Source organism: Enterococcus italicus DSM 15952 (genome assembly GCF_000185365.1).
GTDB lineage: Bacteria > Bacillota > Bacilli > Lactobacillales > Enterococcaceae > Enterococcus_G > Enterococcus_G italicus.
Genome location: NZ_GL622241.1, coordinates 48,543 through 70,539, shown reverse-complemented (window position 1 = coordinate 70,539; position 21,997 = coordinate 48,543). Strand labels below are relative to the sequence as shown.

Genomic DNA, 21,997 nt, shown 5'->3' with positions numbered 1-21,997 from the left:
ATGGCTGATCCTTTTGGTTATTTAAAACATGCAAGAAAAGACAATCCATATCGTCCAATTGAAGAGCGAATTAAAGATTGGAATGAACTTCAAATTCCTTTAGGAGTGGAAGAGAGACAAGAACAAGCATCACGTTGTATGAATTGTGGAATACCATTTTGTCATACAGGTGTCTTCTTTGGAGGAAAACGAGCAGTATCAGGATGCCCGAATGATAATTTGATACCTGAATGGAATGATTTGGTATATCAAGGGCGCTTCAAGGATGCATTTGAACGATTAGCCCGAACCAATCCTTTACCTGAAATGACTGGGAGAGTCTGTCCTGCACCTTGTGAGAAAAGCTGTACTGAGGCATTGAATGGTTCAGGTGTTTCGATTCATGATAATGAACGATTTATCATTGATACAGCATTTGAGAATGATTGGGTAAAAGAGTCTGGTTTACCAAGTACTAAGACAGATTTTACGATTGCTATTGTTGGGAGTGGTCCTGCAGGCTTGACCGCTGCTTGGAGGTTAAATCAATTAGGTCATTCGGTAACAGTCTATGAGCGAAGTGATCGCTTTGGTGGCTTGTTAATGTATGGGATTCCTAATATGAAATTAGATAAAGATGTCGTACAACGACGCATCGATCTTATGATGGATTTAGGTATCACATTTATTGCGAATACAGAAGTTGGCAGAGATATTACTTCTGAAGAATTACAAGAGCAATATGATCGCGTCATTTTAGCGACTGGGGCCAGTGTGCCACGAGATTTAAAAGTGCCAGGTCGAGAATTAAATGGGATTCGCTTTGCTGTTGATTACTTAACAGAAGCGACCAAAGATGTGTTAAAACATGGGAAAGATGCGACTAGTCGCAAGTTGGAAGGAAAACATGTGATTGTCATCGGTGGTGGAGATACAGGGAATGACTGTATCGGTTCTGCGATTCGTCAAGGGGCAGCCTCCGTCCGACAATTTGAAATCAATCCACCACGACCAGGTGAACGCGATACAACTAATCCTTGGCCTGAATATCCGATGGTGAAAACAGTAGGATACGGCCAAGCTGAAGCAGAGAAAGTCTTTGAATCGGAAACACTTTTCTATAATCAAATCCAAACTACTGCCTTTATTGGTGCAGAAAGAGGACAATTGATTGGTGTCGAGACGGTCAAAGTTGATGACTATCGCCAACCAATCGAAGGAACACAGCAAGTATTAAAAGCAGATCTTGTCCTATTAGCAATGGGCTTTGCTGGCCCTGAGAAAAAATTATTTGATGAATTTGGCGTCGAAGAAATCTATGGTGATCACACAACAAATAATGAACGAGTACTTGTTGCTGGCGATGCCAAGCGCGGCCAAAGCTTAGTTATCTGGGGAATCAAAGAAGGCCGTATAGTAGCAGAAAAAGTCGATGAATCATTACGCGCATTGACCTATCAATAAACAAAAGAGCAAAGATGCATGCATCTTTGCCCTTTTTGAACTATCAATTAATGGAATGACCTACGATATGTTCCAGTAAATACAAGTGTAAAGTTTCAAAAAGATTTCTACTGAATAGAAATCTTTTTGAATTTTGTTAATAACTAGTAATATTGTTTTCTTATATAGCTAAGTATCTTCCTTAGTTTTGAAATGGTAAAGCATTACATGTCCAATTGCCTGATAATCTTATATAAATCAATAAATTCTATAACTATTCGCTTTATTTAAGGGGGAAATTTAATGATTACTTTTATGGCTTATGCATTGATTGTTGTATTTATGATTTTGATTATGGCAAAGAAAATGAGTCCTTTTGCGGCTTTGACGATAATTCCAATCATTTTTGGCGTTATCGGGCAAATATTAGGATTTTGGACTCTAGACTTGGGAGTGGCAGCTTTAGAAGGAGTTAAAACGACAAGTACCACTGCAGTAATGCTCTTGTTTGCTGTGTTATTCTTTACCTTAATGATTGATACTGGACTATTTGATCCGTTATCAAATGCGATGATCCGATTTGCAAAAGGGGATCCATTAAAAGTTATGATGGCGACTGTAATATTGTCTGCTGGGGTTTCGTTAAATGGGGACGGTACTACTACAATGATTATCGTTTGTTCAGCATTTGTGCCAATCTACCGAAAGTTACGTTTACGAATGTTGGATTTAGCTGTGTTAACCATCTTATCTCATTCTGTTTTGAATCTTTTGCCATGGGGTGGACCAACAGCCCGAGTGATTACAGTGCTTGATTTAGACGAATCACAAGTTATGCGAGGGTTAGTTCCAATGATTATTGCTGCAACAGTCTATATGTTAGTAGTTGCTTATATTATGGGGAAACAAGAGCGTAAGCGTTTGGGAATTATTGAGTTTACACCTGAAGAATTAAATGAATTGACGACTATTACCGATCCAGCACTAATGGCTATTCGTTGTCCTAAAAAAATATGGATTAATTTTATTTTGACTGCAGTTATTATTATCTTGTTGATTTGGGGGATTATTCCTTCTGCTATTTTATTCATTGCAGGGACTGCTTTAGGTCTAGTAATTAACTATCCATCGATTGCTGATCAAAGAAGTCGTATGGAGGCTAATCTACCAGATGCTGGCCAAGTAGCTATGGTAGTCATTGCTGCGGGGATCTTCATGGGGATATTGGAAGGAACTGGAATGAATGCTGCAATTGCGACTAGTATGACATCGATTATTCCAGCCAGTCTAGGGAAATATTGGGGACTGATTGTCGCTATTTTATCAGCGCCAGGAACGTTCTTTTTATCAAATGATGCATTCTATTATGGCGTATTACCAGTACTTGCAGAGTCAGGAGCAAGTTACGGTTTTACCCCACTACAGCTCGGATTTGCTTCATTAATGGGACAAGCATTCCATTTACTAAGTCCTTTAGTGCCATTTATTTATGTGTTGTTACGTTTAACAGATGTCGATATGGGTCAATGGCAAAAGAAGAGTGTTTTATGGGCTATCGGAATTTTTATCATCTATGTAATTATTGGTATTGTTTTTGGACTGGTACCACTGACTGCTTAGCAAGTACAAAGGGATTGTTGTTTTTTGATAGTAGTGGTTGTTAAATGTATCGGATAATTTTGTTACAGTTTGTAACTGAATTATTCGATTTTTTTTTGAAATAAACACAAATAAAGACCAAGTGATCGCTAGTAATTAGGAAAGACAACAGGTAAAATAGTGAGCTAAGGGTTTTGTTAGTAATTTGTTGATAGCGCTAACAAATTATAGCCGAGTAATACTACTTCAAGAGAAAGTATCCAATGTTATTCAGTACAGTAATTACAGGTATAGTGGGGTTCGGTGGTGGAAAATTTGCTTGAAAACTAAATATGCCAGCTAGTTTTATGACAGGGAGTATGTTGGTAGTCGCAATCATTTCTATTAACACTGGTCAAATGTATATGCCACGAAGTATCAAGGTTATCGCGCAGATTATAAGTGGTGCTTATCTGGGTCAGCAAGTGAGCAAACAGGATGTTCTACAACTACCAAGACTGACGAAACCAATTCTTTTACTACTTTTATTTTTTACTTTAAATATGTTTGTAATGGGAAAAATATTTTCTCTTTTCTTCCACATGGATGCAATTACTGCCTTATTATCTTGCTTGACTGGAGGTATCATGGATATTTCCTTGATCAGTATTGATATGGGTGCGTAATCAGAGATTGTTGCTACGATGCAGCTTATTCGCTTAGTTGGAATGTTACTTATTTTACTTTATTGGATTCAATTGATTTTAGATCACTTTATTAAACAAAGCAAGAACGCAGAGGAATCGACTGAAAAAGAAACATTGAAAAAACAACTGCCTTTTGGAGTCATGAATCAAACGAAAAATAATCTTCTTGTTTTACTTATTTCTAGTATTGGAGGCATTTTAGATGTGTTGTCTGAAATTCCAGTAGGGGCTTTAATTTTTTCATTAATCTTCTCGATAGTGTTAAAGTTAACCAAAAATACTGCTCCTCTTTCAGCTAATATTCGTTATTTCGCGCAAATATTAGCGGGCTCTATTATCGGGTGCACGTTTATTTTGCATAGCATTCTTCAGATGGGTCAATTGATCTTCCCAGCTATAACGTTGCTTTTTAGTTATTTGGTTATTAACTTTATTTTTGCATTCTCTGCTTATCGTTTAGGTTTTTTAGATTTACAATCTGCTCTTTTTGCCTCTTCTCCAGCTGGAGCAACTGATATCGCGCTAATTGCAGGTGATTTCGGTGGTGATATGCCAAAAATTGCTGCCGTTCAAATTTGTCGAATGCTCTATTCAGTGATAGTTATGCCATTTTTGGTTCATTTTTTTGTTTCTTAGCTCGAGATCTTCGTAGAGGAATAGTAAATTATGGGAAATAAAGCAGACTAACTTCTTAGCTGCCGACTAGGTAGTAAGAGGTTAGTCTGTTTTCGTGGAAAATTTTTTGTATTTTGAAATACGGATTAATCCAGTAATCCTCTTTCACGATACCAAACGTCTGGTGACCAAATCCACTTGAAGCCATCTTTTTCGAGCAATTCGTCTGCTTCTTTTGGTCCCATCGATCCGGCAGCGTAGTTAGGGAACTCCGCAGTCGAGTGATCCCAAGCATGACGAATGACATCGACGATTCGCCAAGACTGCGCAACCTCATCCCAGTGCGTAAAGTTGGTGCCATCACCATTTAACGCATCTAAAAGTAGTTTTTCATAGGCTTCAGGTGTGTTTTCCAATATTTCAGAGCTATTACGATAGTCTAATTTTACAGGATGCATGTCAAAGCCATTACCTACTTCTTTCCCGTTAAGTGAAAGAGAGAAGCCTTCTGTTGGCTGAATATAAATGGTTAACACATTTGGTTCGAGCGATTGTTGTTCACAAGGTTCGTTAATAGAGGTTTTAAACACATTGACAGGTACTTGTTTAAAGACAATATTGATGCGTGTGCCTTTTTCAGTCAGGCGCTTACCTGTGCGAATATAAAAGGGCACACCTGACCATCGGAAGTTATCGATATAAAATTTACCAGCAACAAAAGTTTCCGTTTGTGAATCAGCTGCGACATTCTCTTCTTCACGATAGCTTGCAAAAGTTTGATCATTGCGTTTTCCAGCAGCGTATTGACCGCGGACAAAGTGTTCTTTCACTTCGTCTTCCTTGTAAATACGAATGGCTTCAAGTGCTTTGATCTTTTCTTGGCGAATACCTTTTTCGCTAAATTCAATTGGTGGTTCCATCGCAAGGAGGGAAAGAACTTGCAAGATATGGTTTTGTACCATGTCTTTTAACGCACCGCTCTTATCATAATATCCGCCACGTTCTTCAACACCTAGGTCTTCTGCGATATTAATTTGGACATTCGCAATGTAGCGATTGTTCCATTGTGATTCAAAAATATTGTTAGCAAAACGAATAGCAGATATATTTTGAATCATTTCTTTTCCAAGGTAATGATCAATGCGGTAAATCTCGGTTTCAGAGAAAACATCGGTAATTTCTGCGTTTAATGTTTCGGCACTATTGTAGTCTGTTCCAAATGGTTTTTCGATGATGACGCGATGGTAACCATCCGTCGTAATCATGCCTTGCGACTCTAGGTGATGGACAATCGTACCAAAGAAATTAGGGGACATTGCTAAATAAAATAGTCGATTCCCTGCTAGTTGGTATTGTTCATCTAGTTGGTCTGCTAAATCACGCAATGCGACGTAATGTTCTGTATCATTGACATTATGGGATTGATAATAGAAATGAGAAGCAAATGTTGCAGCTTGTTCAGGTGTTTGTGCTAAACTTGCGACTGCTTTTTGGACTACTTCACGGTAAGTGTTATTTGTCCAAGGTCTTCTTGCGGTCCCAATTACCGCAAATGATTCTTTTAATTGTCCTTTTAAATAAAGACGGAACAAAGAAGGATAGAGCTTACGCTGTGCTAAGTCACCTGTACCACCAAAAATTGTTAATAAAACCTTTTTATTATCCATTTCATCCACATCCTTATAGTTGATCGACAAAAATTGTAGAAGCTGCCTTATAACTGACAGCCAATGTTTTTGTGTCATTTTGAATTGTCACGGGTCCTTCATAGTCCGCAACTTCTACAATCGTATATTCTTCGTGAATCTTTAAATCAAGTGAAACAAGATAATCCAGTAGTTCTTTCTCGTCCAAGACACGCGCGATGCGAATGTTTGTCCCAATCGGATAGGAAGTCAAAGTTGAGCGCTTGATTTCTTGAATTGGCTCATTTTCCTTTGGTATAACACCGCCATGTGGACAATATGCCGGATGATGCAAATAAGCCTCCAATTGGGCAGCTAATTTTTCTGAGGTGACGTGCTCTAATACCTCAGCATCATCGTGGACCTCGTTCCAAGTATAGTTGAGATGTTCGACTAGGAATACTTCCCACAATCGATGACGACGAATTAAGGCACTGGCACTGGTTAGACCGGCTAGCGTTAATTGAACACCTTGGTATGGCGTATGCTCCACGAGGCCTTCTTTTACTAGTTTAGTAATCATCTCACTAACCGATGCAGCTGATATATTTAAACCAGAGACAATTTGTTTGTTTGAGATTTTTATTTGGTCGCCGCCAAGTTCAAGAATTAATTTTAAATAATCTTCACGATTTGGTGTCATGTTATTCATCCCTTCTATATGTACTAAATTTTATCAAAAAAATGGAAATATTACTATGTAAAGCATATGGAAAAAAGCAAAAACGTTTCATTCGTTTTTGCTTTTTTCTTAAAAGATAGGATGTTTGTTATGCCCATTCGCCATTACGGAAGATTGGTACGCGTGAACCATCTTTTTTTATGCCGTCAATATTCATATGGCTTGAGCCAACCATAAAATCAACATGCGTCTGACTACGGTTCAAGCCAGCTTGTTTTAATTCCTCTTCAGTCATTTCTGTCCCACCTGTCACACTAAAGGCATACGCAGCACCTAAAGCTAGATGGTTAGAGGCATTTTCATCAAATAACGTATTGAAGAAAGTCAGTCCTGATTGAGAAATAGGTGATTGATTTGGTACTAGGGCTACTTCACCTAGATGTTTGGCACCTTCATCAATTGAAAGTAAGCTCGCTAATGTTTCTTGGCCTTGTTCAGCTGAGTAGTCGATCACTTTGCCATCTTTAAAGGTAAACTGCATTCCAGACAAAATCGTCCCACCATAACTTAGTGGTTTAGTGCTAGAGATATAGCCGTCTACACGATTTGCATCAGGGGCAGTAAAGACTTCTTCGGTAGGCATATTTGCCATAAATTCTTCCCCTCGGCTATTAAAGCTACCAGCACCTTCCCAAATATGTCCGCTAGGTAGACCAATCGTCAAGTCTGTGCCAGGTGCCGTATAGTGTAATGCGTCAAATTGTTCTGCGTTCAATTCGTTTGCTTTCTTGCGTAATAATTCATCGTGGTTTTTCCATGCTTCAACTGGATTATTTTCATAGACACGGGTCGTTTGGAAGATTTGATCCCATAGTGCTTCTTGGGCTTTTTCAGGAGATTTATCAGGAAAGACTCGTTGGGCCCATTCGACACTAGCTGCGGCTACAACAGTCCAACTAATTTTATTTGCTTGACTGGCTTTGCGAAGATTTAACAGCGCTTTGCCAGAAGCAGCTTGATACGTCGCTACTCGGTCGCCAGCCACTGAGGCGAATGCACCTGGGTCAGTAGACACGACACTAATCCGGCTAGCTCCTTTTGCCAACCAATCATCTGCTTGGTCTACTTTGTATTGTGGTACTATTGCTAGACGATCGTCTTCAGCATGTGTCAGAAATGAACGCTGAATGGCATCATCCGTCCATTGTACAATGACTTCAGCAGCGCCGAGTGCATAAGCCTTTTCGGTAATCAAACGAGCCAATGGTGCTTGATCAACACTCACTGAGAGCACAATGGTATGTCCTTTTTGAACATTGACACCAACTTCTACGACAAGTTGTGCATAGGTTTCTAAATTTTGATAAAATGTTGTATTTTTCATTTGTAGCATCTGTTCCTTTCAAAAAAATCAGTCATAACGCTTCATATGATAACATTCTCATTGAATGAAAACAAATGGATTGGCAAATAATTTGCCTAAAAGTTAAAAGAATTTTATGAAATTTTTCCACAAAGTAGGCGATAGTTTTAAATCGCATCGTGGCATGTTAAAATAAAACTAGTAATTCAAAAACGTTGTGATTATGAATAAGGAGATGGAGAGATGGCTAGAAAAAAAACGATTACTCGTGATCAGATTTTAACAGCTGCATATGAAGTAGTGGCAAATGATGGCTTTTCTAAATTTACTGCACGAAATATCGCGAATCAAATGAAATGTTCCACTCAGCCCATTTATTTAGAGTTTGCGAATATGGACGATTTGAAACAGGAAGTTGTCAAAGTAATCTTTAAGCATCTATCTGAGGATATCTTCACTCGTGAAGTAACAACGAATCGGCTCATCGATTTTGGGTTAAATTACATAGATTTTGCTACCAAAGAGAAAAAATTATACCGGGCGTTGTATTTGGAAGATTCTGGGAATGGATCAATGATGCAAGAAACATCATTTCGTTGGTTCAAAAAAATCGCAATCGAGCATTCAGATTACGCGAATTTATCAGACGAGCAAATTCAATCGATCTATATCGGCTTTTGGATTGTAGCAACAGGAATGGCTTCTTTAATGTCAGCTGGCATCTTGGAGTTTGTTCAAGAGGATGTAATTAAAGCCTTAGAAGAGACATTAGCGATTGTGTTAGAGCGAGAAGAGATTATCGACATTAAAGTCAAAACATCTAAATAAAAAGAGGCGGTGTCAAAAGCGAGTCGAGCAGGAAGTTTTTAAGTTCCTCAATGTTGGCATTTCGACTTATTGCTGAGAGACTGGCTTTTGGCATACCAGTTTATGCTAAAGGGAGTGTGATAAATAATTGTCACACTCCCTTTTTTAGTTGGCCGCAGCTGTGGCTAATTGTTTTGCGAAAGCTTCAAGTCGTTGAATATCTTCTTCCTCAGCAGCAAGATCGACTTTGACACTATCCGCACCTTTTGTCGCACCGATTTTGGTAAAAGTTGCCTCAAAGTCATCCACAGACTTACAAAAATAGTCATAAAAGGTATCGCCAGAACCACATACCCCAAAGATTTTGCCAGCTAAATCAAGTTCGTTTAAATCATCATAAAAGTCCATAATTTCATCTGGCAAGTCACCATCGCCATATGTATAAGAAGCAACAACACAAATATCTGCATCTTGAAAATCATCTGCATCCACTTGTGTACATTCATTGATTTCAACGTCAATGTCTAAATTTTCTAATGCTTCGGCGACAATGTCTGCTATTTCTTCTGTATTACCGGTTAAACTTGCATAAACGATTTTTGCTACTGTCATTTTCTTCCCACCATTGTTAAAAAAGTATTTGCAAAGCAATTATAACAAAGAAAACTAGGAATGAAAACCTTGACAGTGAGTGTTTGGAAAATAGCAGTCCCTATGGTAAAATGAATCGTATTTAAATAGAGGAGACGAATTAGAATGATTACATTAAAGTCACAAAGAGAAATAGATCAAATGGCAGAGTCAGGTGCAATTTTAGCTGATGTTCACCGTCATTTGCGTTCGTTTATTAAACCAGGAATCACTAGCTGGGATATTGAAGAATTTGTTCGTAATTTTATTGAAAGTCATAATGCAGTGGCAGCTCAAATTGGTTTTGAAGGATACAAGTATGCGACTTGCTGTAGCATAAACAATGAAATTTGTCATGGTTTTCCTAGAAAGAAAGCTCTTAAAGAAGGCGATTTGATTAAAGTTGACATGTGCGTGGACTACAAAGGCGCCATCTCTGATTCTTGTTGGGCCTATGCAGTAGGTGAAGCTAGTCCAGAAGTAAAAAAATTAATGGACGTAACAAAAAAAGCTTTATACCTAGGAATTGAACAAGCCGTTATCGGTAATCGAATTGGTGATATTGGTCATGCGATTGAATCGTATGTTGAGGGCGAAGGCTATGGTGTAGTACGTGACTTCATCGGTCACGGCATCGGCCCAACGATCCATGAAGATCCAATGGTTCCTCATTATGGCGAAGCTGGAAAAGGGTTACGCTTACGTGAAGGTATGGTGATTACCATCGAACCCATGGTCAACATTGGCGACTGGCAAATGAAAATGGATCCTAATGGCTGGACAGCTTATACGCGTGATGGTTCACTAAGTTGTCAATATGAACACAGTTTGGCAATCACAAAAGACGGTCCGCGTTTACTAACCTCACAAGGAGAGGAAGGAACGTATTAGGGAGGTTAGGGAATGATTCGTTGGTTTAAACGGGTGAAACAAAACGAAAAAATAGGCCAATTTATCGAAATAGCAAGCAATCGCATCTCAACTTCGGATATCGGAAATACTTCAGTGGTCGTCGCATATTATTTGTTGTTATCCCTTTTTCCTTTGTTAATTGCGGTGGGCAATATCTTGCCTTTTCTCTCAATTAATCCCAATACTATTTTGCCATACTTGCAAGAAATGATACCGAGTCAAATCTATGACTTTATCGGCCCAGCTATTAAGGACCTGTTGACGCAAGGATCAGGTAAGCTCTTGTCAGTATCAGCATTGGGGGCGTTGTGGTCTGCTAGCCAAAGTATCAATGGCTTACAAACGGCGATGAATCGCGCATATGGTGTTGAACAACGCTCCAACTTTATCATTGTACGTATTGTTTCGTTTTTCGTTATTATCTTTTTTATGATTTCAATTGTTGGCGTCTTTTTAGTCATGGGGATTGGCAAAGTTATCTTAGATATACTGCAACCAATTTTCCAAATTCCATCAGAATGGATTTCGTTGTTCCAGACGATTAAATGGCCAGTAACAATATTAGGATTATTGGCAATGTTAACGATGATTTATTGGATTGTCCCAAATGCGAAAGTGAAGCTTCGGTCTGCCTTGCCGGGTGCGATTTTTACAACAGCTGGATGGATGGCTCTTTCCCAAATTTTTGGTCTATATGCGATGTATTTCACACGGAGAATTAGCGGTTACCAAATTATTGGAAGTTTTATCGTATTGATGATTTGGTTGAATTTTGCGGCATCGATTATTATTATTGGAGGCATATTGAATGCCATTATAGAAGAAATGGTTAGTGGGAAAGAAGTGCAAGAACGCAAAGGACCCGTCCAAAGAGTGACGGAGAAACTGACAGATAAACTAACAAATAATGACGATGAAAGTGGGAATGAGTAATGGCGTTTACCTTCAAATTCATCATCCAACTCTTTTTAACCATGATGCTGGCAGCGGTCTTTACGCCTTTAGTTAAGCTTTTGGCTTTTCGAATAGGGGCAGTTGATATGCCTAATAAGCGTAGAATCAATAGTAAACCGATGCCAACTGCGGGTGGACTTGCGATTTTTTTAGCTTTCTCCCTTGCGACACTCTGGGAGTTTCGCCATGACCTTTTCGGCACGAATGTCTTGCCTGTTTTAGTAGGAGCATTGATTGTGGTTATTACGGGGGTAATAGATGATGTAAAGGAGTTGTCACCGCTCCAAAAAATAACGGGATTAATTATCGCTGCACTTGAAATTTATTATGTAGCCGGCATTCGGATCAATACCATGTCCATCCCGTTTTTAGGAATGTTTCATTTAAGCTGGCTAAGTTTGCCGATTACTATTCTTTGGATTTTGGCTATCACTAATGCGGTAAATTTGATTGACGGGTTAGACGGTTTAGCAGCAGGGATATCGATGATTGCGCTCGTGACGATTGGCATTGTCAGTTATTTTTATTTACCTGATAATGGTATCGTGATTTCAATAATGATTTTTACATTAGTCGCTTCAATCATGGGCTTTTTCCCGTTTAATTTTCATCCGGCAGCGATTTACCTGGGAGATACAGGTGCCTTGATGCTAGGATTTTTGATTTCAGTTTTTTCATTACAAGGATTAAAAAATGTTACCTTCATCTCTGTTTTGACACCCATGTTTATCTTAGGTGTGCCGATAACAGATACGATTTATGCCATGCTTCGCCGCTTCTTTAATCGTCAGCCGATTTCATCACCTGACAAAATGCATTTGCATCATCGACTCATGTCGTTAGGCTTTAGCCATCGAGGGGCAGTTATGACTATTTATGCGTTAGCGATTATTTTTTCGTTTATTGCATTACTGATGAATTATGCGAGTACGACTGCAATCATCTTATTAGTCATCATGACGATATTTGGCTTAGAGTTATTTATTGAGTTAATTGGGTTAGTTGGCGAAAATCGGCAACCGCTATTGCATTTCTTGAAATTTTTTGGCAATCGTCAATTTCGACAAGAGGTCATGCAGAAATATTTACAAAAAAGAAAAGACAAATAAGGTCGGATGTCCGAAAAGGGCGTCCGATTTTTCATTTTGACAAAAATGAACGCAAGGTGTAAGATTCAGTTGTAAGGATTACTTTTGTAAACGGAAGAGAGGTGAAGCCTGATGAAGGAGGAACCTGTAAAAATTAGTGATTCTGAGTGGGAAGTGATGCGCGTTATTTGGCATGAGGACTGTAGCGATGCAAAAGGGATTTTTGATGTATTAGGAGTAGCCAAAGATTGGAAAATGGCTACTATAAAGACGCTACTTGGCCGCTTAGTAAAAAAAGGAGCATTGTCGACCGAACAGGATGGCAAAAAGTTTCTTTATCGTCCACTAGTTAACGAACGGCAAGTGATTCATGATGCTACTTCGGAATTGTTGTCACATATCTGTGCCAAAAAAATAGGTCATACAGTAGCAGAAATACTCGCTCAGGTGGAGTTGACGGCAGACGATATTCAATTAATAAAAGAACAGTTAACTCAAAAAGAACCCGTGGCTAGCATTCAATGTGATTGTGTCCCTGGTCAATGTGAGTGTCATAAAAAAAATGGAGGAATGTAAAATGAAACAAACATTTGCAATTGAAGGTATGAGCTGTGCGCATTGTGTCGCACATGTCGAAAAGGCAGTAAATGAATTACCTGGAATCAAAAAAGTAGCTGTTCATTTAAAGAAAAACAACGGTGTCATTAAATTCGATGAAACGCAAGTAACAAGTGATCAAATCATCGAAAAAATAAACACAGATACAAACTATCACGCGCATCTAGCGTAATGACTGTAGGTTACTTAAGGAAGTGTGAAGGCTTTTATCACACTTCCTTTTTTATATACTTAATCGACATATAGAGTTCATCAACGTGTGGTATAATAGGCTGAAAAATGAAGGAGTGACAACGGACATGGAATTAAAACGGCTTGAAGTGCCCACATCATCGATTACCGAAGTGAAAAAATCCCCAATGGACGTCTTCCAGCAAGCACGTGAAGCTGGTACGGGTGTCTATATTTTCAATCGGGAAAAAATTGCTGGAGTGATGGTGACACAGCAGCAATATGAAGAGCTATTAGATGAGTTGCAACAACTCCGTGAACGCTCCTTCAAACCGACTTCCGAACCTGGTGAGGCTGTTTCATTGGAGGGCCTTAGCCAACAGATGATCGAACAAATTCGACAAACGATTATTGTCGGGACGAGTATTTCAGTGAAGCAGTTAGATGAAAAAATGGTCAGCCTTGGCTTTATTACGAAGAAAACTGGCTTCGGTGGAGTGAACGAGCTGATGAAAGAACTCCAGACAACGGGCAAGATTGTTTATCAATACCGTAAAAAAAATCATGAAAAGAGCCTCTTTGTCGACTTGATTGGTGAATTAGACAGTCAAAATCCATTAGTGGACCGCATGATTGTAAAAAAAATTTTGGCTCGCCAATTGACTTAAAAAAAAGCGTTCCTAATATAGCAAAATGTGCTAGTATGTAAAAAAAAGGAGTGAGCATATTGAGTCAATTAACAAATCGGTTTAATCCCCAATTAAGTAAAATCGCAGTCTCTTTAATTAGACAATTTGATGAGCAAGTATCTTCAATACCAGATATGTTAAAGTTGACATTAGGTGAACCAGATTTTGATACACCAGAGCATGTCAAACAAGCCGGGATCCGTGCAATTGAAGAAAACTATACGCATTATTCTGGCATGGCAGGGTTAGCAGATGTTCGAGAAGCAGCGGCAGCCTTCTTTAAGCAAAAGTATGGCGTTTCGTATAACTGGCAATCAGAGATTATGGTCACAGTAGGTGCGACTGAAGCAATCTCAGCAACCTTACTCAGTGTCCTATCCCCTGGTGATGAAGTGATATTACCAGCACCTATCTATCCAGGATATGAGCCAATTATTACGCTAGCGGGAGCGACGCCAGTCTATATCGATACAAGAGAGACCGGATTTGTCTTGGATCCAGCAGCATTAGATAAAGAGTTACAAGCACGTGGAAAAAAAGTGAAAGCAGTGGTATTGAATTTCCCTAGTAATCCTACTGGTGTGACGTATGACGAAAAAGAATTAGCCGCGATTGCCGAAGTACTAAAAAAATACGATGTGTTCGTTATTAGTGATGAAATCTATAGTGAATTGAGTTATGATGCACCGCATGAAACATTGGCACGTCACTTAAGAGAGCAAACAATTGTCATTAATGGCTTATCAAAATCACATGCCATGACAGGTTGGCGCATAGGATTTATTTTCGCACCAGAAGAATTAGCGAAAGAAATTATTAAGACGCATCAATATTTAGTGACAGCAGCAACAACTGTTTCACAAAAAGCAGCTTTGCAAGCATTGGTTCAAGGAATTAATGATGCAGATGTAATGAAGGAAGAGTATTTAGCCCGTCGCAACTTTGTTTATGATAAGATGACTTCATTTGGTTTTGAAGTTGCCAAGCCGTCAGGTGCTTTTTACATTTTTGCAAAAATACCAGCTGGTTATCAACAAGATTCAATGGCCTTTTGTGTTGATTTAGCTCAAAAATCCAAACTAGCGATTATTCCTGGCGTTGCCTTTGGACCAGAAGGAGAAGGATATGTCCGTATTAGTTATGCGGCAAGTCTAGAACAATTAAAAGAAGCGATGAATCGTCTAGAAAGTTATATGAAGGAATAATTGGGAAGCTGAGATAGACTTGTTCAGATCCAAGCAAAAGACCAGAAGTCGTTTCTTAGACTTCTGGTTTTTGTCATAGTAGCTCATTCTGTCTCGTCGTTTTATCAAAATCGAAGCATTTGTCACGACCTTAATAAACGGTGTACCAAAAGCAGATCTTCGGCAATAAGTCAAAAATTCTCAAAATTTGAAAAGCAAATTTTGTCATTTCTGCACTTATTGCTCAGATCTAGGCGCTTTTGTCACGACCTTAATAAACGGTGTACCAAAAGCAGATCCTCGGCAATAAGTCAAAAATTCTCAAAATTCGAAAAGAAAATTTTGTCATTTCTGACTTATTGCTCAGATCTAAGCGCATTTGTCACGACCTTAATAGTTGCATTGCATACTATTTACAGATACTTAACAGAAGACGCATCATTCTTTACATAAAATCCATTCTCTTTTTACATCACCTTGTTAGACTATGGTTGTTAGAAAGAGAGAGGAGAGTAACAAATGAAAAAACTAGGTTCCGTCCTATTATTAGCAGGTATTTTATTAGCGGGATGTGGAAGTAATTCCAGCAGTGACTCAAGTAGCAGCTCAAGTGCTTCAACTGAATCAGTCAAAATTGTAGCAGTAGGTTCGACAGCATTACAACCATTAGTAGAGGCTGCCCAAGAAAGCTTTTCAGCAGCAAATTCAAATTACGATATCACCATTCAAGGCGGAGGGTCTGGTACGGGTCTGAGTCAAGTAGCGAGTGGCGCAGTAACGATTGGTAACTCTGATGTTTTTGCTGAAGAAAAAGATGGCGTCGATGCAAGTGCCTTGGTTGACCATAAAGTTGCAGTAGTGGGTATGGCGCCAGTAGTTAATAAAGATGCTGGTGTGTCAAATGTGACAAAAGATCAATTAATTGATATCTTCACTGGTAAAATCACAAACTGGAGCGAAGTTGGTGGAAAAGACGAAGCAATCACAGTCATCAACCGTGCATCAGGAAGTGGTACACGTGCGACATTTGAAAAATGGGCACTGGATGGCGCTGAACCAATCCAAAGTCAAGAACAAGATTCTTCAGGAACAGTGAAGAAAATCGTTTCTGAAACAGCAGGAGCAATTAGCTACCTAGCTTTATCTTATATTGATGACTCTTTACAAGAACTATCAATTGATGGCGTAGAACCAACTGCTGAAAACATTGAAACAAATGACTGGAAAGTTTGGTCATATGAACATATGTATACAAAAGGTGAACCAGATGCTGGCGTGAAGAAATTCTTAGATTATATGACTAGCGATGAAGTTCAAAATGGTGCAGTGAAGGAATTAGGTTACTTACCAATTACATCAATGAAAGTGGAACGTTCTGCTGACGGCACTGTTACAGATGTAAAATAAAAAACAAATGAATTCATAATTTGACCCCCAACTCTTAGCTTCTTAGTCTAAGAGTTGGGGGTCATTTTTTGCGGGTGTTTAAGTTAATGGGAAATGGATAATAAATGTTGTTCCAATTCCGGGATAGCTTTGAAGTTCAATTGTTCCATTAAGTGCTTCTACGTATTCTTTGACAATGGCTAAACCAAGACCTGAGCCTCCTGAGTTCCGGGTACGGGCTTTATCGGCACGATAAAAGCGTTCAAAAATGCGCTTCTGGTCTTCTTCATCGATACCGACTCCTTGATCTTTTACTTGAATGGTTAATTCTTGATTCACCTGACTGAAAAGAATTTGGATAGTCGTCGCATCTCGAGAATAGTATAGAGCATTTTCAATTAAATTTTTTAAAATGGCCTGCAAGAGTTCTTGCTTTGTAAAGAAAAGATAATCTGGGTTGCCATGAATTTGAAACTGAATCTTTTTTTCCTCGGCAAGCGTATGGTAGCTTTCGATAATATGTTGAATAAAAGGAAAAAGCGGGATATTTTTTAATTCATAATCATAGCGATCGGCACTTTTGGATAGTTGAATGACTTGTTGAATTAATTCTTCTAGCCGATAAGCATCTTTTTGCATGATGGTCAAAAAGTCAGTAAGCGTCTTTGGATCATCTTTAGCGCCATCTAAGAGTGTCTCTGTGAAACCAATTAAAGAGGTGACGGGTGTTTTTAACTCATGCGTTACATTGCCAACAAAATCACGATGCATTTTTTCTAATTGCCGAATTTTGGTCAAATCATAAGCGATGACTAATACTTGATGGTCCTCTTTGAAGTAACGGAGCGTTATATCTAATATTTTTTTAGTAGCGTTAATTTTAATCTCTTGATTGACAAATGGGACCCGTTCGCTGACATGATAGATTAATTGGATCAGGTGTGTATCGGTAATGACAGAAGCAAAAGGGACATTCCAAGCTTCAATCGGTGCGATACCAAGATTTTTTTGCATGGAAACATTCATTGATTTTAATTGACCATCGGAATCGAGTATGAAGATACCAATTTTTAATTCATTAAATAAAGTCGCTAGTTGCTTTTCACTTGATTCATAAGCAAGGTAAGTTTGATTTAGCTGTTCATTTAAGGTCGACACGACTGCAAGTAATTCTTCTTCTTGTTCATTAGGCTTAGTAGGTTCAAACAATTCGCCATCAGCATTGCCCTTAATCATTTTTTTTAGAATAGGTAAGACGGTCTCCACTGGTCGGTTCCGTTTGGTTAGTATTCGCAAAGCTAGAAAATAGACCATGAATGAAAAAAGGAAATAAATCATCAAGATGGATTGCTTAATGCTTGCAGATTTTTTCAAAAAATCATCGGCAGGCTCTGCTAGTCGGATGAACCCGATGATTTTGTTATTCTGTTTAATAGGTAACGCGACGTAGAGCAACTGCTTATGTAAAGTGGTGCTCCACCGTGTGGCTTGACCGATTTGATTGCCGCTCATAACGGCTTTTATCTCAGCTCGATTCGCTCGCGATCCTTGGAGCGACGAATCAGTACTGTCCATTAAAATTTGGCCTGAAGGATCCAAAAGGGTGATCCGTTCATCTGAATCCGCTACGTAAGTATCTCGGTAGGATTCAAGCGTGGCTAACTGATTATTACTGACACGTAGCAAAAATGCGCCTTTTTGTTGTAAATACGTGACTTGTTGATTGGTGACTTGTTGATTATAAAAGCGGCTAATCAATTGCCAGCTAGCTATAAAAAGAAGCACAAACACGACGGTTAGTGCACCATAATTTTTGAAAAAACGTTTCATCGATGAGGCTCCTTAAAGGTATAGCCAAATCCTCTAACGGTTTGTAAATATTGTGGATGCTTGGGATCATCTTCAATCTTTTCGCGAAGGTGACTAATATGGACATCCACAATCCGACTTTGCCCATCGAAATCAAAATGCCAAATACGATCAAGTAAAGTATCCCGATCAATGACGCGATCCTTGCGCTTCATAAAATAGACCAATAATTCAAATTCTTTCGGCGTCAGAAAAATTTGCTCCCCTTTAACTTTGACTTGATAGTTCGATAAGTCGGCCTCAATCGAGCCAATTTTGACGAGTTCTTCTTTTTCTTCATCGATTGGTTGGACTTCATTTTGAGACATGCGACGAGCGATAGCCTTGATTCGAGCAATGACTTCTCTCGGACTGAATGGCTTGCTTAAATAATCATCAGCACCAATTTCTAGACCGAGAATGCGATCGATTGGATCATCCTTGGCAGTCAAAATAATGATAGGGATGTTTACCTTTTCTTGGCGCAAGCGTTTGGTAATTTCGATCCCGTCCATATGAGGTAGCATCACATCTAATAAAATAAAATCAAAAGATTGCATCAAGGCAATTTCTAGCGCTTCTTGACCATCTGTTGCGCTAGTTACCTGATAGCCCTCTTTTTCTAAATTAAAGGTTAATAACGTGACAATCGACGGTTCATCGTCGACAACAAGAATTTTTTTCATGGGTTCTACTTCCGCTCCTTTTTTTCATAGGTTCATTCTATCATGAATTGACAATAGGGACTATTGTCAAATGATCGTTTGTAGAAATTGGAAATCATACAAATGATCTAAAAGAGGAGGTGGATATAAAAGGAAGAGGTGGTTTGCCAGTCAGTTAAATGGTATACTATTAAACGAATATATTGAAAAGATTTTAGAGGAGGATTGTTTGTGGAGATTGAAAAAACCAATCGAATGAATGCACTTTTTGAATTCTATTCCACCCTTCTTACACAAAAGCAGATGAACTATATGGAAATGTATTATGCAGATGATTTTTCTTTAGGGGAGATTGCACAAGAGTTTGCTGTTAGTCGTCAAGCAGTCTATGACAATATTAAGCGCACGGGGAAAATACTTGAAGATTATGAACGCAAATTACATATGTATTCAGATTATGTCGTACGTAGCCAGCTGCTTGAAAAGTTGGAGACACATTTGCACGCCAACTACCCAGATGATACACTCGCACATGACTTAGTCGTGAAATTAGCCGAAATTGATGAATAAAGGATGGAACAAACATGGCATTTGAAAGCTTAACTGAGCGCTTGCAACAAGCGATGAGCAAATTACGAAAAAAAGGAAAAGTTACTGAAGCCGACGTAAAAGAAATGATGCGAGAAATTCGCCTAGCTCTTTTAGAAGCCGATGTCAACTTACAAGTGGTAAAAGAATTTACGAAAAATGTACGGGAACGCGCAGTTGGTGCTGAGGTCCTAGATAGCCTATCACCGGCACAACAAATCGTAAAAATTGTTAACGAAGAATTAACAACGACACTCGGGTCAGAGACGGTCGGCATTGAAAAATCACCCAAAATTCCTACAATCATTATGATGGTCGGGTTACAAGGGGCCGGTAAAACGACATTTGCCGGAAAATTAGCCAATCGCTTAAAGAAGACTGAAAATGCGCGCCCCTTAATGATTGCAGGTGACGTCTATCGTCCAGCAGCAATTGACCAATTAAAAGTCTTAGGGCAACAATTAGATGTCCCTGTTTTTGATATGGGTACGACTGTAAGTCCGGTCGAGATTGTCCGTCAAGGATTAGCCGTCGCAGCAGAAAAGAAAAATGATTATGTATTAATTGACACGGCCGGCCGTCTTCATGTCGATGAAGCACTAATGGAAGAGTTAAAACAAATCAAAGAATTGGCACAACCAAACGAAATTTTACTCGTGGTCGATGCGATGACTGGACAAGATGCCGTGACGGTCGCTGATAGTTTTAATCAACAATTAGGAATTACTGGTGTCGTGATTACTAAATTAGATGGTGATACTCGTGGTGGGGCGGCGCTATCGATTCGCTCGGTGACAGGGGCACCGATTAAGTTTACCGGTACTGGTGAAAAGCTGACTGACTTAGAAATCTTCCATCCAGACCGAATGGCTAGTCGTATTTTAGGTATGGGTGACATGCTGACGTTGATTGAAAAGGCTCAGCAAGATTACGACGAGAAAAAAGCAGAAGAACTTGCGAAAAAGATGAAGGAAAACAGCTTTGACTTTAATGATTTCATTGAACAGCTCGATCAAGTGATGAGTATGGGGCCATTAGAAGATTTGATGAAAATGATTCCAGGCATGAGCCAAGTTCCAGGAATGGATAATTTCAAAGTGGATCCAAAAGATATTGCGCGTAAAAAAGCCATTGTCTTTTCGATGACACCAGAAGAGAGAGAAAATCCTGATTTATTGAATCCTAGTAGACGACGACGAATTGCAGCTGGATCTGGAAATAATGTCGTAGAAGTCAATCGCATGATTAAACAATTTAAAGAAGCAAGAACAATGATGCAAAAAATGTCTAATGGAAACTTTAATGTCCCAGGAATGGATCAAATGTTTGGGACAGGTATCAAAGGAAAATTAGGTAAGATGGCGATGAATCGGATGGTCAAGAAAAACAAAAAGAAGAAAAAGAAACGCAAATAATAGATAGTATTTGACCGCGCTCTCTTTTCCGTCATAATTATTCGTATTATTTGTTCTCTATCGGGAATGATGATACTATAAATATAGAAACTGAAAGGAGAAATGCACGATGGTGAACAAAGATCAAGTAGAAGGTAAAGTAACTGAAGCTAAAGGTAAAGTAACTGGTGATGACTCCGAAGAATTAAAGGGCAAAGTTAAAAAAGGTTTTGGCGATGCCAAAGAAAAAGTTGAAGAATTCGCTGACGATGTAGCAAAAAAAGTCAATGAATTTGTCGACCGTAAAGACAAAAAATAATTAGACGAATCATTTCCAAAAGTAGATGCTTAGGCATCTACTTTTTTTATTAAAAAACTACATAGCCTAAAAAGACTATGCAGTAGTGGGTATTTTTAATCAGTTAATTTCTTGAAAAATTCAATGTATTTTGAAGTAATCAAATCGAAGAACGAGGTTGTTTTTTCTGTTAACGCATCCTTAGCATCAAATAAAGCTGCTGCATTGCCGATATATGCTTCTGGTTGTTGCAATGTTGGCATATTTAAGAACACAAGTGATTGACGTAAGTGGTGATTTGCACCAAAACCACTAATAGCACCTGGAGAGACACTTACGACTAAAGCGGGCTTGCCATCCCAAACGCTGTGACCATAAGGACGTGAACCAACATCAAGCGCATTTTTTAAAGCAGCTGGAACAGAACGGTTGTATTCAGGAGTAAAGAAATAGACACCATCAACGCCACCTACTTTTTCTCTAAAACGTGTCCAAGCTTCAGGAACAGCGCCTTCAACGTCTAAATCTTCATTGTATAAAGGTAAGTCATCAATTTCAACAAATACTGGTTCAAAATCTTCAGGTAACGCACTAGCAAAATACTTTGCTACTTTTTTGTTTAAAGAATCTTTTCTTAAACTACCTACGATGATGCCAATTTTCTTTGTCATTACAAAAACTCCTCCTTTAATTTTATATCTATATGTATTTTATTACTATGGAAAAAATATTGCAAAAATAATAGCATACTTTTTGGAAGTGAAAAAAGTTGG

Annotated in this window: 23 protein-coding genes; 16 read left to right on the top strand and 7 right to left on the bottom strand. The window is 38.7% G+C overall.

Annotation, left to right across the window (positions count from 1 at the left end):
- From HMPREF9088_RS00345 to HMPREF9088_RS12565, 4 genes are all read left to right on the top strand, one after another.
- Positions 1-1,443 (top strand): glutamate synthase subunit beta, encoded by a 1,443-nt coding sequence (locus HMPREF9088_RS00345; protein WP_007207094.1) that lies wholly within the window; start codon positions 1-3, stop codon positions 1,441-1,443.
- Between the two features lie 282 nt (positions 1,444-1,725).
- Entirely contained in the window at positions 1,726-3,042 is a 1,317-nt protein-coding gene (locus HMPREF9088_RS00340; RefSeq protein WP_007207093.1) for a CitMHS family transporter, read from the top strand.
- A gap of 311 nt (positions 3,043-3,353) precedes the next feature.
- Complete coding sequence (locus HMPREF9088_RS12570; RefSeq protein WP_007207092.1) at positions 3,354-3,686, top strand: AbrB family transcriptional regulator; 333 nt, start codon at positions 3,354-3,356, stop codon at positions 3,684-3,686.
- Between the two features lie 6 nt (positions 3,687-3,692).
- Positions 3,693-4,343 carry an AbrB family transcriptional regulator gene (locus HMPREF9088_RS12565; RefSeq protein ID WP_338063967.1) on the top strand — a complete coding sequence of 217 codons (651 nt, stop codon included), beginning with the start codon at positions 3,693-3,695 and terminating at the stop codon, positions 4,341-4,343.
- 125 nt (positions 4,344-4,468) lie between these two features.
- On the opposite strand, the gene zwf is transcribed toward HMPREF9088_RS12565, so the two are convergent.
- From zwf to HMPREF9088_RS00320, 3 genes are all read right to left on the bottom strand, one after another.
- Positions 4,469-5,989 (bottom strand): glucose-6-phosphate dehydrogenase, encoded by a 1,521-nt coding sequence (zwf, locus tag HMPREF9088_RS00330; protein ID WP_040365977.1) that lies wholly within the window; start codon positions 5,987-5,989, stop codon positions 4,469-4,471.
- Between the two features lie 13 nt (positions 5,990-6,002).
- Positions 6,003-6,650, bottom strand: a complete 648-nt coding sequence (efaR, locus tag HMPREF9088_RS00325; RefSeq protein WP_040365974.1) for a transcriptional regulator EfaR — start codon at positions 6,648-6,650, stop codon at positions 6,003-6,005.
- A gap of 127 nt (positions 6,651-6,777) precedes the next feature.
- Positions 6,778-8,013, bottom strand: coding sequence for an aminopeptidase (locus HMPREF9088_RS00320; protein WP_040365971.1), 1,236 nt, complete (start codon positions 8,011-8,013; stop codon positions 6,778-6,780).
- Between the two features lie 222 nt (positions 8,014-8,235).
- Between HMPREF9088_RS00320 and HMPREF9088_RS00315 the strand changes: the two genes are divergently transcribed.
- Complete coding sequence (locus HMPREF9088_RS00315) at positions 8,236-8,820, top strand: TetR/AcrR family transcriptional regulator (RefSeq protein WP_007207087.1); 585 nt, start codon at positions 8,236-8,238, stop codon at positions 8,818-8,820.
- 144 nt (positions 8,821-8,964) lie between these two features.
- Here the strand turns inward: HMPREF9088_RS00315 and HMPREF9088_RS00310 are convergent, their stop codons facing one another.
- Entirely contained in the window at positions 8,965-9,411 is a 447-nt protein-coding gene (locus HMPREF9088_RS00310; protein ID WP_007207086.1) for a flavodoxin, read from the bottom strand.
- Positions 9,412-9,555: 144 nt separating this feature from the next.
- Between HMPREF9088_RS00310 and map the strand changes: the two genes are divergently transcribed.
- The 8 genes from map (at position 9,556) to HMPREF9088_RS00270 (ending at position 16,452) form a co-directional block, all read left to right on the top strand.
- Positions 9,556-10,320 carry a type I methionyl aminopeptidase gene (map, locus tag HMPREF9088_RS00305; RefSeq protein ID WP_007207085.1) on the top strand — a complete coding sequence of 255 codons (765 nt, stop codon included), beginning with the start codon at positions 9,556-9,558 and terminating at the stop codon, positions 10,318-10,320.
- Between the two features lie 15 nt (positions 10,321-10,335).
- Positions 10,336-11,274: a YihY/virulence factor BrkB family protein gene (locus HMPREF9088_RS00300; RefSeq protein WP_040367059.1), complete on the top strand. Its 939-nt coding sequence runs from the start codon at positions 10,336-10,338 to the stop codon at positions 11,272-11,274.
- Positions 11,274-12,404 carry a glycosyltransferase family 4 protein gene (locus tag HMPREF9088_RS00295; protein ID WP_007207083.1) on the top strand — a complete coding sequence of 377 codons (1,131 nt, stop codon included), beginning with the start codon at positions 11,274-11,276 and terminating at the stop codon, positions 12,402-12,404. The genes HMPREF9088_RS00300 and HMPREF9088_RS00295 overlap by 1 nt, the downstream gene beginning before the upstream one ends.
- Before the next feature lie 111 nt (positions 12,405-12,515).
- Entirely contained in the window at positions 12,516-12,959 is a 444-nt protein-coding gene (locus HMPREF9088_RS00290) for a CopY/TcrY family copper transport repressor (protein WP_007207082.1), read from the top strand.
- A 1-nt stretch (position 12,960) separates the two neighbouring features.
- Complete coding sequence (copZ, locus tag HMPREF9088_RS00285) at positions 12,961-13,173, top strand: copper chaperone CopZ (protein ID WP_040365970.1); 213 nt, start codon at positions 12,961-12,963, stop codon at positions 13,171-13,173.
- 127 nt (positions 13,174-13,300) lie between these two features.
- Complete coding sequence (locus HMPREF9088_RS00280; protein ID WP_040365968.1) at positions 13,301-13,840, top strand: hypothetical protein; 540 nt, start codon at positions 13,301-13,303, stop codon at positions 13,838-13,840.
- Positions 13,841-13,899: 59 nt separating this feature from the next.
- Positions 13,900-15,066, top strand: a complete 1,167-nt coding sequence (locus tag HMPREF9088_RS00275) for a pyridoxal phosphate-dependent aminotransferase (protein ID WP_040365966.1) — start codon at positions 13,900-13,902, stop codon at positions 15,064-15,066.
- 498 nt (positions 15,067-15,564) lie between these two features.
- On the top strand, positions 15,565-16,452 hold the full coding sequence (locus tag HMPREF9088_RS00270; RefSeq protein ID WP_007207078.1) for a phosphate ABC transporter substrate-binding protein: 888 nt from the start codon (positions 15,565-15,567) through the stop codon (positions 16,450-16,452).
- A 78-nt stretch (positions 16,453-16,530) separates the two neighbouring features.
- Here the strand turns inward: HMPREF9088_RS00270 and HMPREF9088_RS00265 are convergent, their stop codons facing one another.
- Together HMPREF9088_RS00265 and HMPREF9088_RS00260 are read right to left on the bottom strand one after the other, a co-directional pair.
- Complete coding sequence (locus HMPREF9088_RS00265; protein WP_007207077.1) at positions 16,531-18,261, bottom strand: sensor histidine kinase; 1,731 nt, start codon at positions 18,259-18,261, stop codon at positions 16,531-16,533.
- On the bottom strand, positions 18,258-18,965 hold the full coding sequence (locus HMPREF9088_RS00260) for a response regulator transcription factor (RefSeq protein WP_007207076.1): 708 nt from the start codon (positions 18,963-18,965) through the stop codon (positions 18,258-18,260). Before HMPREF9088_RS00260 ends, HMPREF9088_RS00265 begins: the two co-directional genes overlap by 4 nt.
- Before the next feature lie 210 nt (positions 18,966-19,175).
- Between HMPREF9088_RS00260 and HMPREF9088_RS00255 the strand changes: the two genes are divergently transcribed.
- The 3 genes from HMPREF9088_RS00255 to HMPREF9088_RS00245 all read left to right on the top strand — a co-directional run bounded on the left by HMPREF9088_RS00255 (position 19,176) and on the right by HMPREF9088_RS00245 (position 21,245).
- Positions 19,176-19,514 carry a putative DNA-binding protein gene (locus HMPREF9088_RS00255; RefSeq protein ID WP_007207075.1) on the top strand — a complete coding sequence of 113 codons (339 nt, stop codon included), beginning with the start codon at positions 19,176-19,178 and terminating at the stop codon, positions 19,512-19,514.
- 14 nt (positions 19,515-19,528) lie between these two features.
- Positions 19,529-20,947 carry a signal recognition particle protein gene (gene ffh / locus HMPREF9088_RS00250; protein WP_007207074.1) on the top strand — a complete coding sequence of 473 codons (1,419 nt, stop codon included), beginning with the start codon at positions 19,529-19,531 and terminating at the stop codon, positions 20,945-20,947.
- Positions 20,948-21,056: 109 nt separating this feature from the next.
- On the top strand, positions 21,057-21,245 hold the full coding sequence (locus HMPREF9088_RS00245) for a CsbD family protein (protein WP_007207073.1): 189 nt from the start codon (positions 21,057-21,059) through the stop codon (positions 21,243-21,245).
- A gap of 95 nt (positions 21,246-21,340) precedes the next feature.
- On the opposite strand, the gene HMPREF9088_RS00240 is transcribed toward HMPREF9088_RS00245, so the two are convergent.
- The gene (locus HMPREF9088_RS00240; protein ID WP_007207072.1) at positions 21,341-21,895 is read right to left on the bottom strand and encodes an NADPH-dependent FMN reductase; all 555 of its coding nucleotides are present in this window, start codon (positions 21,893-21,895) and stop codon (positions 21,341-21,343) included.
- Positions 21,896-21,997: the final 102 nt, after the last annotated feature.

Coding starts and splice junctions, on each gene's coding strand:
- HMPREF9088_RS00345 (WP_007207094.1), top strand. CDS start 1: ATGGCTGATCCTTTTGGTTATTTAAAACATGCAAGAAAAGACAATCCA.
- HMPREF9088_RS00340 (WP_007207093.1), top strand. CDS start 1,726: ATGATTACTTTTATGGCTTATGCATTGATTGTTGTATTTATGATTTTG.
- HMPREF9088_RS12570 (WP_007207092.1), top strand. CDS start 3,354: ATGCCAGCTAGTTTTATGACAGGGAGTATGTTGGTAGTCGCAATCATT.
- zwf (WP_040365977.1), bottom strand. CDS start 5,989: ATGGATAATAAAAAGGTTTTATTAACAATTTTTGGTGGTACAGGTGAC.
- efaR (WP_040365974.1), bottom strand. CDS start 6,650: ATGACACCAAATCGTGAAGATTATTTAAAATTAATTCTTGAACTTGGC.
- HMPREF9088_RS00320 (WP_040365971.1), bottom strand. CDS start 8,013: ATGAAAAATACAACATTTTATCAAAATTTAGAAACCTATGCACAACTT.
- HMPREF9088_RS00315 (WP_007207087.1), top strand. CDS start 8,236: ATGGCTAGAAAAAAAACGATTACTCGTGATCAGATTTTAACAGCTGCA.
- HMPREF9088_RS00310 (WP_007207086.1), bottom strand. CDS start 9,411: ATGACAGTAGCAAAAATCGTTTATGCAAGTTTAACCGGTAATACAGAA.
- map (WP_007207085.1), top strand. CDS start 9,556: ATGATTACATTAAAGTCACAAAGAGAAATAGATCAAATGGCAGAGTCA.
- HMPREF9088_RS00295 (WP_007207083.1), top strand. CDS start 11,274: ATGGCGTTTACCTTCAAATTCATCATCCAACTCTTTTTAACCATGATG.
- HMPREF9088_RS00290 (WP_007207082.1), top strand. CDS start 12,516: ATGAAGGAGGAACCTGTAAAAATTAGTGATTCTGAGTGGGAAGTGATG.
- copZ (WP_040365970.1), top strand. CDS start 12,961: ATGAAACAAACATTTGCAATTGAAGGTATGAGCTGTGCGCATTGTGTC.
- HMPREF9088_RS00280 (WP_040365968.1), top strand. CDS start 13,301: ATGGAATTAAAACGGCTTGAAGTGCCCACATCATCGATTACCGAAGTG.
- HMPREF9088_RS00270 (WP_007207078.1), top strand. CDS start 15,565: ATGAAAAAACTAGGTTCCGTCCTATTATTAGCAGGTATTTTATTAGCG.
- HMPREF9088_RS00265 (WP_007207077.1), bottom strand. CDS start 18,261: ATGAAACGTTTTTTCAAAAATTATGGTGCACTAACCGTCGTGTTTGTG.
- HMPREF9088_RS00260 (WP_007207076.1), bottom strand. CDS start 18,965: ATGAAAAAAATTCTTGTTGTCGACGATGAACCGTCGATTGTCACGTTA.
- ffh (WP_007207074.1), top strand. CDS start 19,529: ATGGCATTTGAAAGCTTAACTGAGCGCTTGCAACAAGCGATGAGCAAA.
- HMPREF9088_RS00245 (WP_007207073.1), top strand. CDS start 21,057: ATGGTGAACAAAGATCAAGTAGAAGGTAAAGTAACTGAAGCTAAAGGT.
- HMPREF9088_RS00240 (WP_007207072.1), bottom strand. CDS start 21,895: ATGACAAAGAAAATTGGCATCATCGTAGGTAGTTTAAGAAAAGATTCT.